Source organism: Aquincola sp. J276 (assembly GCF_024700035.1).
Taxonomy (GTDB): domain Bacteria; phylum Pseudomonadota; class Gammaproteobacteria; order Burkholderiales; family Burkholderiaceae_C; genus Aquincola; species Aquincola tertiaricarbonis.
On the sequence record NZ_JAJONC010000001.1, the window covers coordinates 2,145,533 to 2,159,799 of the forward strand.

A 14,267-nucleotide genomic window follows, 5' to 3' on the forward strand; every position below is an offset into this window, starting at 1 on the left:
ATGCGGCCGGGCCCCGCGCGGGGCAACGTCGTGAGGGAGTGCACCTTGAGCAGCCGCCCGTGGGATCGGTTCCTGGCCTTCGCCGCGCGCTCACGCAGCCGGCCGCTGTTCGGCTACGGCTTCAGCCTCGCCACCTTCGGCATCGCGCTGGCCGCGCGTTTTGCCATGGGCGCGTGGCTGCCGCTGGGCTTCCCGTTCCTCACCTTCTTCCCGGCGATGCTGCTCAGCACGCTGGTGGGTGGCCGCGGCCCCGGCGCCCTGTGCGCGGTGCTTTCGCTGCTGGCCGCGTGGTACTGGTTCATCCGCCCGTTCACCGCGCTGGGGCTGGACCTGGCGTCGGTGCTGGCCATGGGCCTGTTCGCCCTGGTGGCGGTGGTCAACATCCTGGTGGTGGGCCTGATGAACCATGCGCTGGACCGCCTGGCCGCGGAGCAGCAGCGCACCCGCGCCCTGCTGGACCAGCGCACCACGCTGTTCAGTGAACTGCAGCACCGCGTGGCCAACAACCTGGCCTTCATCGGCGGGCTGCTGGCGGTGCAGCACAAGCGCCTGGCCCACAACCCGGAAGCAGCGCAGGCGCTCAGCGAAGCCCGCCACCGCTTCGACATGATGTCGCGCATCCACCGCCGGCTGCACGCCCCGGACAGTGCCGACGTGCCGCTGACCCTGACCCTGCGCACGCTGTGCGACGACGTGATCGCCGCCGCCGGGCAGGCAGAGGTGCGCTGCCAGGTGCAGGGCCCGCCGCTGGTGCTGGACTTCGACCGCACGGTGACGCTCTCGCTGCTGGTGGTGGAAGTGGTGACCAATGCGTTGAAACACGGCTTTACCGCCGGTCGGGGCGGCACCATCTATATCACGCTGGACAATGCGGGGCCGGGTCGGTGCGTGCTCACCATCACCGACGACGGCGCCGGCCTGCCCGCCGACTTCGACGCCGATGCCGGCGACCGGCTGGGTTTCCGCATCCTGCGCGGGCTGGCCCGCTCCCTCGGCGGTCGCATCGAATTCCGGCGGCAGGCAGCGCCTGGCGACGACCAGGCGGCCGCCCTGGTTACCTGGCTGGAATTTCCCGTCGCTGGCAGGTAGGCGTTCGCCCACCCCTTGAATCGGCGTCCGCCGTCCCTATAATCCGTTTGCTAGCACTCGACACGGTTGAGTGCTAACACTCCAAAAGAGACCGACTGAACGGGTCGAGGCGACTGCCGCCACGGCCCGTGAGCCCACCCAAAGTGTCAATTGCACTAGGAGAACCCATGAAACTTCGTCCGTTGCACGATCGCGTGATCGTCAAGCGCCTGGAACAAGAAACCAAGACCGCCTCTGGCATCGTGATCCCCGACAACGCCGCCGAGAAGCCCGACCAGGGCGAAGTGCTGGCGGTGGGTCCCGGCAAGCGCAACGAGAAGGGCGACTTCGTGGCCCTGAACATCAAGGTCGGTGACCGCGTGCTGTTCGGCAAGTACAGCGGCCAGACCGTCAAGGTCGACGGCGACGAACTGCTCGTGATGCGCGAAGAGGACCTCTTCGCGGTCGTCGAGAAATAAGCGGGGCCCCCAGGCTGCGGTCGCGGCGCCGCCGCGATCCCCGCCACCCCCGAGGGGCTCTCGCCGGACCGGGGAACCCGGATCCGGCTCGGCTCCCCGTCAGCCCACATTCACTGAATTCGGAGAAGAAACATGGCAGCAAAAGACGTCATCTTCGGCGGCGAGGCACGTGCCCGCATGGTCGAAGGCGTGAACATCCTGGCCAACGCGGTCAAGGTCACCCTGGGCCCCAAGGGCCGCAACGTGGTGCTCGAGCGTTCGTTCGGCGCCCCTACCGTCACCAAGGACGGTGTCTCGGTCGCCAAGGAAATCGAGCTGAAGGACAAGCTCCAGAACATGGGCGCCCAGATGGTCAAGGAAGTCGCTTCCAAGACCTCGGACAACGCCGGTGACGGCACCACCACCGCCACCGTGCTGGCCCAGGCCATCGTGCGCGAAGGCATGAAGTACGTGGCCGCCGGCATGAACCCGATGGACCTGAAGCGCGGCATCGACAAGGCCGTGACGGCCCTGGTCGAGCAGCTGAAGCAGGCCTCGAAGGCCACGACTACCAGCAAGGAAATTGCGCAGGTCGGCTCCATCTCGGCCAACAGCGACGAATCCATCGGCAAGATCATCGCCGACGCGATGGACAAGGTCGGCAAGGAAGGCGTCATCACCGTCGAAGACGGCAAGAGCCTGGACAACGAGTTGGATGTCGTCGAAGGCATGCAGTTCGACCGCGGCTACCTGTCGCCCTACTTCATCAACAACCCCGAGAAGCAAGCCGCGCTGCTGGACAACCCGTTCGTCCTGCTGTTCGACAAGAAGATCTCGAACATCCGCGACCTGCTGCCCACGCTGGAACAAGTCGCCAAGGCCGGCCGTCCGCTGCTGATCATCGCCGAGGAAGTCGAAGGCGAAGCCCTGGCGACGCTGGTGGTCAACACCATCCGCGGCATCCTGAAGGTCGTGGCCGTCAAGGCGCCTGGCTTCGGCGACCGCCGCAAGGCCATGCTGGAAGACATCGCCATCCTGACCGGCGGCAAGGTCATCGCTGAAGAAGTGGGCCTGACGCTCGAGAAGGTGACGCTGGCCGACCTGGGCCAGGCCAAGCGCGTCGAAGTGGGCAAGGAAAACACCACCATCATCGATGGCGCCGGTGCCGCTGCCGACATCGAAGCCCGCGTCAAGCAGATCCGCATCCAGATCGAGGAAGCCACCTCGGACTACGACCGCGAGAAGCTGCAAGAGCGCGTGGCCAAGCTGGCCGGCGGCGTGGCCGTCATCAAGGTCGGTGCCGCCACCGAAGTCGAGATGAAGGAAAAGAAGGCCCGCGTCGAAGACGCCCTGCACGCCACCCGTGCAGCCGTCGAGGAAGGCATCGTGGCCGGTGGTGGCGTGGCCCTGCTGCGCGCCAAGCAAGCCGCTGGCGAGATCAAGGGTGACAACCCCGATCAGGACGCCGGCGTCAAGCTGGTGCTGAAGGCCATCGAAGCCCCGCTGCGCGAGATCGTCTACAACGCCGGCGGCGAAGCCTCGGTGGTGGTGAACGCGGTGCTGGCCGGCAAGGGCAACTACGGCTTCAATGCCGCCAACGACACCTACGGCGACATGATCGAGATGGGCATCCTGGACCCGACCAAGGTGACCCGTACTGCGCTGCAGAACGCCGCCTCGGTGGCCTCGCTGATGCTGACGACCGAAGCCATGGTCGCCGAAGCCCCGAAGGACGAGGCTCCGATGCCTGCCGGCGGCGGCATGGGTGGCATGGGCGGCATGGGCATGGACATGTAAGTCCAGGCCAACAGCCTGCTCTCCCGAAAAGCCTGCGGCGAAAGCCGCGGGCTTTTTTTCGCCGCTTTTCCGGGCTTGGGCACCGGCGGCCTGGCCGAACAATCGGCGCTCGACCACCTGCCGCCCGCCATGCCACGACGCCCGTCGCTGCCTCAGTTCATCGACGATGAACTGGCCCGCGCACCCCTGCTGATGCAGGAGGTGCTCAACGGCGTGGCCGCGCTGTCCGCCGGTTCTGGCCCGGGCCAGGCGCTGCTGCCCGACGTGCAGCGCCTGGTGCACCTGTACCGCGCCGAGCTGGTGTCCGGCTTCGCGCGCCGGTTGGGCGAGCTGTTGCGGCCGCAGGCGCCAGGCGGCCGGCTGCCGCACGGGCTGGGCACCCTGTCGCTGGTCGAGGACGCCGCGGTGCAGACGGACGTGGAGCTGTCGCGCAGCGTGCAGGCGCTGGCCGCCGCCACCGAATTCGAGCTGCGCGAACTGCGTGCCTTCACCTCCGCGCTGGTGGGCGACCTGCACGTGGCGCGCGACACCAATCCGCTGCGGCCCGAGTTGTTCGTGCGTTCGCTGTGGTCCGCCGTCGGCGAACTGCCCGCCTCGCCCGGGCTTCAGCTGGCCTTCTTGCGCACGGCCACGCCGCCGCTGGCGCGGGCATTGCGTATGGCGTATGCCTCGGCCTGCACGCGGCTGGAAGACGCGGGCGTCACGCCCAGCAGCTACCGCACCATCGTCACCGGCACGCAGTCGCGCAGCTGGCACCGCCAGAATCCGCCGCCGCCGACGCTGGAAGGCCTGCGCAAGCAGATGCCTGCCGCTGCGGCCCCGACGGTGGCCGAATCCGCCGCAGTGCTGCCCAACGCCGCAGACGCACCCTTGCTGCTGCCGCGCATCTTCGACGCCATCCTGCAAGGCAGCGGGCTGGCGGCGGACGTGCAGGCGCTGCTGCAGCGGGTGCAGCCGGTGGCCCTGCGCGTGGCACGCCAGGACCCCACCACGCTAGATGCGTACACGCACCCGATGTGGGAGTTCATCGACCGCATCGCCTTCCTGGCGAAGCTGCACGAACCGCCCGCGGATGCCCAGCGCCAGCAACTGTTGGCCCAGGCCGGAACGCTGGTGGCGGCCATGGCCTGCGAGGAACAGCCCGACGCCGCCTCCTTCCGCTGGGCGCTCAAGCGCCTGGCGACCCAGGCGCAGCAGCAGTTCCACGACCGCCTGCAGGCCGCGGCCGACGCCATCGCCACGCTGGAGACGCTGGGCCCCAGCTTCCCGCCCACGGCCGCCGAGCGCGGCGTGCCCCTGCCGCTGGACGCGCACATGCTGAGCACGGTGAGCGCCGATCTGCTGGCCGATGCGCAGGCCACCGCCGCCGCGCTGCCGCCGGAGGATGCCGACGAAGCCGCCGCCTGGCTGGACGGCCAGCAGCCCGCGGCCTGGGCCCGCATCTTCATCGACGGCCATTGGCGGGTGCTGCAGCTGCTGTGGCAGGCGGACGACCTCTGGCTGTTCGCCGAGCTGGCCGGCGGCCGCCAGACCTGGGCGCTGCGCCGCTCGGCGCTGCAGCGCCTGCATGCCGAAGGCCTGTTGCGCGGCATGCAGCCGCGCTCGCTGGTCCGGCGAGCCGCCGCCCGGCTGATGCGCCAGATCCAGGAGCAAGGCCGGCGCGGCTGACAGCGCCGCCGGCGGCCGTCGCCCAAGTACCAGCCCCGTGCTCGCGGGGTGTCCGGACCGGCCCCGCTTCCTACACTCGGCCCCGGCTCAGCCCACCGACAACACCAGGGAGTGGCGCTCGAACAAGAGGGGGCGGGCCGCCTTTTTCATTCGGCCGGATCGGTCGGATCGGCCGCCGCAGCAGCTACCGCCGCCGCCGGTGCATGCACCCAGCCGTACAGGGTTTCCGCAGCATCCCCCACGCCGCTTTTCTTCAGCGCCGAGAACAGGCTGAGGCTCACATCGGCATCGTCGGTGCTCACTTGCGCCAGCACGTCGGTGGCGGCACGCACCGCCGCATCGGCTTCCTTGCGCGAGAGCTTGTCGGCCTTGGTCAGCAGCACCAGCAGCTTGACCTCGCCGGTGCCCACTCGCGGCGCCACGAACTGCAGCAGCTGCTGGTCCAGCTCGGTGAAGCCCAGGCGGCTGTCCACCATCAGCACCACGCCCGACAGGCTGCGGCGAATCTCCAGGTAGTCGGCCATCACCTGCTGCCAGCGCAGCTTGGCGGTGCGCGCCACCGCCGCATAGCCGTAGCCGGGCAGGTCGGCGAACAGCGTGTCGGGCGCGTCCTTCGGCCCGAGGTGGAACAGGTTGATGTGCTGGGTGCGACCCGGCGTCTTGGAGGCGAAGGCCAGCCGCTTCTGCTGCGCCAGCGTGTTGATGGCAGTCGATTTGCCCGCGTTGCTGCGCCCCACGAAGGCAATTTCCGGCAGCTCCGAGACGGGCAGCTGGTCGAGCTTGCTGGCCGTGGTGAGGAAGCGCGCGGTGTGGGTCCAGGCGAGCGCCGTACGGGCGTCAGGTGATTCGGTCATCCGGCATTGTAAAATCCGGCGGTTTGAACCTCCAACGCCGCCGCCTACGACATGAAGTCGCTCATTGCCCTGATCTTCGCCGCCGCCTTGGCGCCCGCGCTTGCCGCTGAAGCAACCGCGCCCGCCAAGCCCGACCTGACCAAAGGGCAGGCCATCGCGACGCAGGTGTGTGTTGCCTGCCATGCCGCCGATGGCAACCGCGGCAGCCCGGCCTATCCCATCCTGCAGGGCCAGCATCCGGAATACCTCTCCAAGCAACTGCACGAGTTCAAGTCGGGCAAGCGCAAGAATCCGATCATGCAGGGCTTCGCCGCCCAGCTGAGCGACGAAGACATGCGCAACGTGTCCGCGTTCTATGCTTCCAAGCAGTCCAAGCCGGGCTTTGCCACCAACAAGGAAACCGTGCAGCTGGGCGAAAGCATCTACCGCGGCGGCATCCTGTCCAAGGCGGTGCCGGCCTGCGCCAGCTGCCACAGCCCCACCGGCGGCGGCATCCCCTCGCAGTACCCGCGCCTGAGTGGCCAGCACGCCACCTACACCGAATCGCAGCTGGTGGGTTTCCGCAGCGGCGGTCGCGCCAACAATGCGCAGATGACCGCGATCGCCAGCAAGATGAGCGACGCCGAGATCAAGGCCGTGTCCGACTACATTGCCGGCCTGCGCTAAGACCCTTCGCGCTCCCGTACCCGAGGCCGGTCCCGTACCGGCCTTTTTTCCGCCCGCACGATAATTTCGCCCCATGAGCCTGCCCACCACCGGCCTCGAAGTCAGCAGCCGCTCGCGGGCCTGGCGCGACGCCGTCGAGCTGTTGTCGTCGATGCGCTTCGCGATCTCGCTGCTGACGGTGATCTGCATCGCGTCGGTCATCGGCACGGTCGTCAAGCAGCATGAGCCGGCCAACAACTACGTCAACCAGTTCGGCCCGTTCTGGGCGCAGGTGTTCGACGCCGTGGGCCTGTATGCGGTGTACAGCGCCTGGTGGTTCCTGCTGATCCTGGCCTTCCTGGTCACCTCCACCAGCCTGTGCATCGCCCGCAACCTGCCCAAGATCGTCGCGGAGCTGCGCGCCTACAAGGAACACCTGCGCGAGCAGTCGCTCAGCGCCTTCCATCACAAGGCCCAAGGCATGCTGCCCGAAGGCCGCGACGCCGCCTATGAGCGCATCGGCAAGCTGCTGACGGGCAGCGGCTGGAAGGCCAAGGTGCAGATCCGCCCGCACGGCACGATGATCGCCGCGCGCAAGGGCATGGCCAACAAGGTGGGCTACCTGGCCGCGCACAGCTCCATCGTGCTGATCTGCCTGGGCGGGCTGTTCGACGGCGACCTGGTGGTGCGTGCGCAGATGGCGCTGCTGGGCAAGACGCCCTTCCTGGGCGGGGGCATGCTGCGCGACGTGCCGGACTCGCACCGGCTGTCCGAGCGCAATCCCACCTTTCGCGCCAACCTGCTGGTGCCGGAGCAGGGCCGCGCCGGCACCGCCATCATCAGCATGTCCAACGGCGTGGTGCTGCAGGACCTGCCCTTCGACATCGAGCTGAAGAAATTCATCGTCGACTACTACGAAACGGGCATGCCCAAGTTGTTCGCCAGCGAGATCGTGATCCACGACCGCGACACCGGCGAGGCGATCCCGGCCACGGTAAAGGTGAACCAGCCGGCCTTCCACCGCGGCGTGACGATCTACCAGAGCAGCTTCGACGATGGCGGCTCCAAGCTCACGCTGAAGGCGCTGCCGCTCAAGCCCGGCACCGAGCCGTTCGACATCCAGGGCCGCGTGGGCGAAAGCACCACGCTGACCAGCGAGGCCCAGCAGCTGACGCTGGAGCTGTCCGGCCTGCGGGTGATCAACGTCGAGAACATGGGCGCGATGAACACCGGCGCCGCCGGCACCGACGTGCGCAAGGTGGACCTGGTGCGCTCGCTGGAGCAGCACCTGGGCTCCGGCGTGAAGACGCAGACCACCAAGACGCTGCAGAACGTGGGCCCTTCGGTCTCGTACCGGCTGCGCGACGCGGCCGGCCAGGCACGCGAGTTCAACAACTACATGGTGCCGGTGGAGATCGACGGCCAGCGGGTGTACCTGGCCGGCGTGCGCGACACGCCGAACGAGAACTTCCGCTACCTGCGCATCCCGGTGGACGACAACGACGGCATCGACGGCTGGCTGCAGCTGCGCCGCGCGCTGGGCGACCCGGCGCTGCGGGCCGAGGCGGTGCGCCGCTACGTGGCCAAGGCCACGCCGGCCGACCGGCCGGAGATGGGCGAGCAGCTCACCGTCACCACGCAACGGGTGCTGGGACTGTTCTCCGGTGCCGAGGTGCCGGGCGCCAAGGACGACGCCTCGCAGGCGCCGGGCGGGCTGATGTCGCTGTCGCGCTTCCTGGAAACCACGGTGCCCGAGGCCGAGCGCGCGCGCATCTCCGAGGTACTGCTGCGTATCCTGAACGGTGCGCTGTTCGAGCTGCACAACGCTGCCCGCGAGAAGGCCGGCCTGAAGCCCGCCGAGCCCGGCGACAAGACCCAGGCCTTCATGTCGCTGGCGGTGCTGTCGCTGTCCGACAGCTTCCTGTACCCAGCGCCGGTGCTGCTGCAGCTGAGCGACTTCACGCAGATCCAGGCCAGCGTGTTCCAGGTGGCGCGTGCGCCCGGCAAGACGCTGGTGTACCTGGGCGCGGTGCTGCTGATCATCGGCGTGTTCGCGATGCTGTACGTGCGGGAACGCCGGCTGTGGATCTGGCTCCAAGACGACGGCCAGGGCGGCACGCGCGTGAGCACGGCCCTGTCCACCACGCGGCGCACACTCGACGCCGACGCCGAATTTGACCGCCTGAAGCACGACATCCTGAAGGACGCCGCATGAACACCACCACGCTCACCCTGCAGGGTTCGCGCCGCTATGCCAACCGCGGCGTGTTCGACTGGCTCTTCGCGCTGCTGGTGGTGGCCGGCACCGTGTTTGCGTTCAACCGCTACAACGGCTCGATGGACGTCTACGAGAAGGCGATCCTGATTGGCGCGGCGCCGGTGATGATCGCCCTGGGCTGGTTCTGGGGCGCGCTGCGGCTGCTGGGCCTGGCCGTGGGCGCGGCCACGCTGCTGGCCATCGGCCTGTACAACCGGCAGACCGACGGTTTCGGCGCCGACCTGGCGCAGGCCGACAACGTCTTCCTGCTGAAGTACTTCCTGTCGAGCCAGAGCGCCATCTTGTGGATGAGCGTGCTGTTCTTCATGAGCACGATCTTCTACTGGATCGGCTTCTTCGTGCGGGCCGAAGACAACACCGCGCAGCGCATCGGCTCCCGCATGGCCTGGGCGGCGGTGTTCATGGCGCTGGTGGGCACCATGGTGCGCTGGTTCGAGAGCCACCAGATCGGCGCCGACATCGGCCACATCCCGGTGAGCAACCTCTATGAGGTGTTCGTGCTGTTCTGCTGGATGACGGCCGCCTTCTACCTGTACTTCGAGCAGCACTACCGCACCCGCGCGCTGGGCGCCTTCGTGATGCTGGTGGTGAGCGCCGCGGTGGGCTTCCTGCTCTGGTACACGGTGGTGCGCGAGGCGCACGAGATCCAGCCGCTGGTGCCCGCGCTGCAGAGCTGGTGGATGAAGCTGCATGTGCCGGCCAACTTCATCGGCTACGGCACCTTCGCGCTGGCCGCGATGGTGGCCTTCGCCTACCTCATCAAGCAGCAGGCCGACGAGACCCGCTGGTACAAGCTGGCGCCGCTGTGGCTGCTGGGCGTGGTGCTGTGCTTCGAGCCCATCGTGTTCCGCCAGGGCGCGGCCGGCAGCACCAGTAGCACCTACTGGATGGTGTATTTCGGCATCAGCGCCTTCATCGTCGCGGCCATCCTGATGGCGCGCCGGCGCATCGCCGCGCGGCTGCCAGCCTTCGAGCTGCTGGACGACGTGATGTACAAGTCCATCGCGGTGGGCTTTGCCTTCTTCACCGTGGCCACCATCCTGGGCGCCTTCTGGGCGGCCGAGGCCTGGGGCGGCTACTGGAGCTGGGACCCGAAGGAAACCTGGGCGCTGATCGTGTGGCTGAACTATGCGGCCTGGCTGCACATGAGGCTGATGAAGGGGCTGCGCGGCGTGCCGTCGGCCTGGTGGGCGCTGGTGGGCCTGGCCATCACGACCTTTGCGTTTCTGGGCGTCAACATGTTCCTGTCGGGGTTGCACTCGTACGGCGAACTGTGAAGTTGCATCCGGGGCATTGAACCCCGCGTAAGGATCGAGGGTCCACCCCGACTGACAGCCACTGGGTGAGGCCCCCTCACCCGGCTGAACGAGGACCCTCCCATGCATTACCTGAAAGACCGCGGCTTCCAGCACCGCATCGGCTCCGAGATCACGCCGCAGGCGGTGTACGAGGAACGCCGGCGCTGGATCCAGATGGCCGCGGCCGGTGCGGCCCTGGCCGCGGGTGCGGGTGCGCTGGGCACCGCCCGGGCCCAGGTGGCCGGCCCTGGCAAGCTGGCCAAGCTGCCCGGCGCGCGCAGCACCGTGGCCGGCGCCAGCACCATGGAAAAGCCGACCGACTACCAGGACGTCACCACCTACAACAATTTCTACGAGTTCGGCACCGACAAGGCCGACCCCGCGCGCAACGCCACCAAGTTCAAGACCACGCCGTGGAGCGTGGCGGTGGAGGGCGAGGTGAAGAAGCCCAAGGTCTACGACCTGGCCGAACTGCTGAAGCTGGCGCCGATGGAAGAGCGTGTCTACCGCATGCGCTGCGTGGAAGGCTGGTCGATGGTGATCCCGTGGGTGGGCTACTCGCTGGCCGAGCTGATCAAGCAGGTGGAGCCCACCGGCAATGCCAAGTTCGTCGAGTTCGTGACGCTGGCCGATCCGAAGCAGATGCCGTTCGTGGGCTCGCGCGTGCTCGAGTGGCCGTACGTCGAAGGCCTGCGCATGGACGAGGCCATGCATCCGCTCACGCTGCTGAGCTTCGGCCTCTATGGCGAGGTGCTGCCCAACCAGAACGGCGCGCCGGTGCGGCTGACGGTGCCCTGGAAGTACGGCTTCAAGTCGGCCAAGTCGCTGGTGAAGATCCGCTTCGTGGAGAAGCAGCCCACCAGCTCCTGGACCAAGGCGGCACAGCAGGAATACGGCTTCTATTCCAACGTGAACCCGAAGGTGGACCACCCGCGCTGGAGCCAGGCCACCGAGCGCCGCATCGGCGAAGGCCTGTTCGCCAAGCGCCGGCCCACGTTGATGTTCAACGGCTATGAGCCGCAGGTGGGCCAGCTGTACGCCGGCATGGACCTGGCGAAGAACTTCTGACCGTGACGACCGCCTCCCGCGCCGCGGCGCCAGCCGCTGCCCGCAAGCGGCCCTGGCTGCTGCACCCCGCCATCAAGCCGCTGGTGTTCATCGCCAGCCTGGGGCCGCTGGCCTGGCTGGTGTGGGGCGTGGTGGCCAACACGCTGGGCGCCAACCCGGCCGAGGCGCTGATCCGCGCCACCGGCGACTGGACGCTGCGCTTCCTGTGCCTGACCCTGGCCATCACGCCGCTGCGCCACTGGTTCAACCAGCCGGCGCTGGTGCGGCTGCGGCGCATGCTGGGGCTGTTCACCTTCTTCTACGGCGTGCTGCACTTCCTGTGCTACGCCTGGCTGGACATGAGCCTGGTGCCGGCCGACATCGTGGCCGACATCATCAAGCGGCCGTTCATCCTGGTGGGCACCAGCGCGCTGCTGCTGATGGCGCCGCTGGCGGCCACTTCGTTCAACCGCGCGATCAAGGCGCTGGGCGGCAAGCGCTGGCAGGCGCTGCACAAGGCGATCTACGGCGTGGTGCTGCTGGGGCTGCTGCACTTCTTCTGGATGCGCGCCGGCAAGAACGACTTCGGCGAATGGGCCATCTATGCCGCCATCGTGGCGGTGCTGCTGGGGGACCGGCTGATCCGGGCGCGGCGCAAGGCCGCCTGACAGGCGCAGCAGGGGTGGAGGCACGCCGCATGCTTGCAGGCGGCCATGGCCTCCGATTCCGCCACCCTGCCGCCCGTGGACCGACACACGCTGCTCGACGATGCCCAGGCCCTGCTGGCCGGCACGCTGTTCGTCGCGCTCGGGCTCACGATGTACGAACACGCCGGGCTGATCACCGGCGGCGTGGCGGGCGCCGCCTTCCTGCTGGGCTACGCCACCGGCCTGCCCTTCGGTGTGCTGTTCTTCGTGCTGAACCTGCCCTTCTACTGGCTGGCCTGGAAGCGGCTGGGACCGGCCTTCACCGTCAAGACCTTCATCGCCATCGCCCTGGTGTCGGTGTTCACCGAACTCGCGCCGCAGGTGGTGAGCTTCGACCGGCTGCATCCGGTGGTGGCCGCGGTGCTGGGCGGCATCCTGGTGGGCTTCGGTCTGCTGGCGCTGCTGCGGCACCGGGCCAGCGTCGGCGGCGTCAACATCCTGGCGCAGTACCTGCAGGAACAGCGCGGCTGGAGCGCCGGCAAGGTGCAGCTGGTGATCGACGGCGTGATCGTGATGGCCGCGCTGTTCGTGCTGCCGCCGCAGCGCATCCTGCTGTCAGTGCTGGGCGTGCTGTCGTTGAGCGCGATCCTGGTGATGAACCACCGCCCGGGCCGCTACCTGGGCGTCTGATCAGGAAGCCGGCTACTGCATCAGGCCGGGCAACCAGAGCGCCAGGCCGGGCACCAGCAACACCAGGCACAGTGCCAGCACCAGCGCGGCGACGAAGACCCAGACGCCACGGAACATGTCGCGCAGGCGCACGTCGGGCAGCATCGAATTGAGCACGAACAGGTTCATGCCCACCGGCGGCGAGATCAGGCCGATCTGCACCACCAGCACGATGAGCACGCCGAACCACACCGGATCGAAACCCAGCTGCGTGACCACCGGGAAGAACACCGGGATGGTGAGCAGCACCATCGACAGCTCCTCCATCACCGTGCCCAGCAGCACGTAGACGGCCATCATCGCGGCCACCACCGCCAGCGGCGGCAGGCCCAGGTGGGTGATGAGGTCGCGCAGGTCGTTCGGCATCGTCGTGAAATTGACGAAGCTGGAGAACAGCATCGCGCCGATCAGCAGCGTGAACAGCATGGCCGTGGTGCGCGCACTGTCCACCAGCACCTGGGCCAGCACCTTGAGCGTGAGCGTGCGTCGTGCCAGCGCAAAGAAGAACGCGCCGGAGGCACCGATGCCCGCACCCTCGGTGGCGGTGAACACGCCGCCGTAGATGCCGCCCAGCACCAGGCCCATTAGCACCAGCACGCCCCACACGCCGCGCAGCGCACGCCAGCGCCCGGGCCAGGCCGTGCGCTCGCCGGCCGGTCCGGCGGCTGGATCGCGCCGCACCGTCCAGGCCACCCCGCCCATCAGCAGCAGCGTGCACAGCAGCCCAGGCAGCACGCCGGCGGCAAACAGCTTGCCGATGTGCGTCTCGGTGACGATGCCGTAGATCACCAGGATGGTGGACGGCGGGATCATGATGCCCAGGGTGCCGCCCGCGGCCAGGACGCCGGTGGACAAGGCATCGGAATAGCCCAGCCGCTTCATCGACGGATAGGCCACCTTGCTCACCGTGGCCGCGGTGGCGATGGACGAGCCGCAGATGGCGCCGAAGCCGGCGCAGGCCAGCAGCGCCGCATGCGCCAGCCCGCCGCGCACATGGCCGACGAACACATAGGCCGCGCGGAACAGCTCCTGCGCCAGCCCGGCGCGTGCGACGAAATTGCCCATCAGGATGAACAGCGGCACCACCGACAGCGTGTAGGCGAAGCCGCTTTCGAACACCACCTGCGCGGTGCTGGCCATGCTGGCGGGCCAGCCGCGCACCAGGCCCAGGCCGACGAAGCCCACGGCACCCATGGCCATGGCCAGCGGCACCCGCAGCAGCGCCAGCAGGAACACGGCGGCAAAGGCGATCAGCGATTCGGTCATGTGGCGGCACCGCCCAGGCCGTCGGCCTGTGCAGCGGCCTCGTCGGGCCGCCAGGCCAGCAGCAGGTGCACCAGGGCGGTGACGCCGCACAGCACCGCCATCAGGCCGATGAACGGGCCCTGCGGAATGTGCAGCTGCGCCGTGGTGTCGCCGTACTCGCTCACCTGCAGTGCCTTCTCCCACATCAGCCAGCCGACGCCGCCCAGCGCGGCGGCGCACAGCACATCCACGATGCGGCGCTGCAGCCGCTGCACGCCGGCAGGCAGCAGCCGGTCGAGCGAATCGAACACCACGTGTTCACGCCGCAGCGACACCAGCGGCAGTCCGGCGAAGATGACGACCACCATCAGCAGCTCGGTCAGCTCCAGCGAGCCGGGCACCGAGGTGGCGACGAACTTGCGCCCGCTCACGTCGACCAGGGTGAGCAGCATGATGGCGAACAGCGCCAGGCCGGCCAGCGCACCGGCCAGCAGGGACAACCAGCGGCGGATCACGGCCTGCCGCCGGGCCGC

13 protein-coding genes are annotated in these 14,267 nt (G+C 68.5%); 10 read left to right on the forward strand and 3 right to left on the reverse strand.

Annotated features, from left to right (window positions below):
- Positions 1 to 45 precede the first annotated feature (45 nt).
- From LRS14_RS09815 to LRS14_RS09830, 4 genes are all read left to right on the forward strand, one after another.
- Entirely contained in the window at positions 46 to 1,089 is a 1,044-nt protein-coding gene (locus tag LRS14_RS09815; protein WP_257799412.1) for a sensor histidine kinase, read from the forward strand.
- A gap of 167 nt (positions 1,090 to 1,256) precedes the next feature.
- A complete protein-coding gene (gene groES / locus LRS14_RS09820; protein WP_046114190.1) occupies positions 1,257 to 1,547 on the forward strand; it encodes a co-chaperone GroES in 291 nt (96 codons plus the stop codon).
- A gap of 132 nt (positions 1,548 to 1,679) precedes the next feature.
- Positions 1,680 to 3,323, forward strand: coding sequence for a chaperonin GroEL (groL, locus tag LRS14_RS09825; RefSeq protein WP_046114189.1), 1,644 nt, complete (start codon positions 1,680 to 1,682; stop codon positions 3,321 to 3,323).
- Positions 3,324 to 3,452: 129 nt separating this feature from the next.
- On the forward strand, positions 3,453 to 4,991 hold the full coding sequence (locus LRS14_RS09830; protein ID WP_257799413.1) for a DUF1631 domain-containing protein: 1,539 nt from the start codon (positions 3,453 to 3,455) through the stop codon (positions 4,989 to 4,991).
- A gap of 146 nt (positions 4,992 to 5,137) precedes the next feature.
- On the opposite strand, the gene yihA is transcribed toward LRS14_RS09830, so the two are convergent.
- Entirely contained in the window at positions 5,138 to 5,845 is a 708-nt protein-coding gene (gene yihA, locus LRS14_RS09835) for a ribosome biogenesis GTP-binding protein YihA/YsxC (protein ID WP_257799414.1), read from the reverse strand.
- A 51-nt stretch (positions 5,846 to 5,896) separates the two neighbouring features.
- On the opposite strand from yihA, the gene LRS14_RS09840 reads away from it, so the two are divergent.
- From LRS14_RS09840 to LRS14_RS09865, 6 genes are all read left to right on the forward strand, one after another.
- Positions 5,897 to 6,511, forward strand: a complete 615-nt coding sequence (locus tag LRS14_RS09840) for a cytochrome c (protein ID WP_046114186.1) — start codon at positions 5,897 to 5,899, stop codon at positions 6,509 to 6,511.
- A gap of 73 nt (positions 6,512 to 6,584) precedes the next feature.
- Positions 6,585 to 8,705 (forward strand): cytochrome c biogenesis protein ResB, encoded by a 2,121-nt coding sequence (locus tag LRS14_RS09845; RefSeq protein ID WP_257799415.1) that lies wholly within the window; start codon positions 6,585 to 6,587, stop codon positions 8,703 to 8,705.
- Positions 8,702 to 10,045, forward strand: coding sequence for a c-type cytochrome biogenesis protein CcsB (ccsB, locus tag LRS14_RS09850; RefSeq protein ID WP_046114184.1), 1,344 nt, complete (start codon positions 8,702 to 8,704; stop codon positions 10,043 to 10,045). Before LRS14_RS09845 ends, ccsB begins: the two co-directional genes overlap by 4 nt.
- 102 nt (positions 10,046 to 10,147) lie before the next feature.
- On the forward strand, positions 10,148 to 11,134 hold the full coding sequence (msrP, locus tag LRS14_RS09855) for a protein-methionine-sulfoxide reductase catalytic subunit MsrP (RefSeq protein ID WP_046114183.1): 987 nt from the start codon (positions 10,148 to 10,150) through the stop codon (positions 11,132 to 11,134).
- 2 nt (positions 11,135 to 11,136) lie between these two features.
- On the forward strand, positions 11,137 to 11,781 hold the full coding sequence (locus LRS14_RS09860) for a sulfite oxidase heme-binding subunit YedZ (protein WP_257799416.1): 645 nt from the start codon (positions 11,137 to 11,139) through the stop codon (positions 11,779 to 11,781).
- Positions 11,782 to 11,826: 45 nt separating this feature from the next.
- Positions 11,827 to 12,450 (forward strand): YitT family protein, encoded by a 624-nt coding sequence (locus LRS14_RS09865; protein ID WP_046114182.1) that lies wholly within the window; start codon positions 11,827 to 11,829, stop codon positions 12,448 to 12,450.
- A 12-nt stretch (positions 12,451 to 12,462) separates the two neighbouring features.
- On the opposite strand, the gene LRS14_RS09870 is transcribed toward LRS14_RS09865, so the two are convergent.
- Together LRS14_RS09870 and LRS14_RS09875 are read right to left on the reverse strand one after the other, a co-directional pair.
- The gene (locus LRS14_RS09870) at positions 12,463 to 13,755 is read right to left on the reverse strand and encodes a TRAP transporter large permease (RefSeq protein WP_257799417.1); all 1,293 of its coding nucleotides are present in this window, start codon (positions 13,753 to 13,755) and stop codon (positions 12,463 to 12,465) included.
- Complete coding sequence (locus LRS14_RS09875; protein WP_257799418.1) at positions 13,752 to 14,249, reverse strand: TRAP transporter small permease; 498 nt, start codon at positions 14,247 to 14,249, stop codon at positions 13,752 to 13,754. Before LRS14_RS09875 ends, LRS14_RS09870 begins: the two co-directional genes overlap by 4 nt.
- Between the last annotated feature and the right edge of the window lie 18 nt (positions 14,250 to 14,267).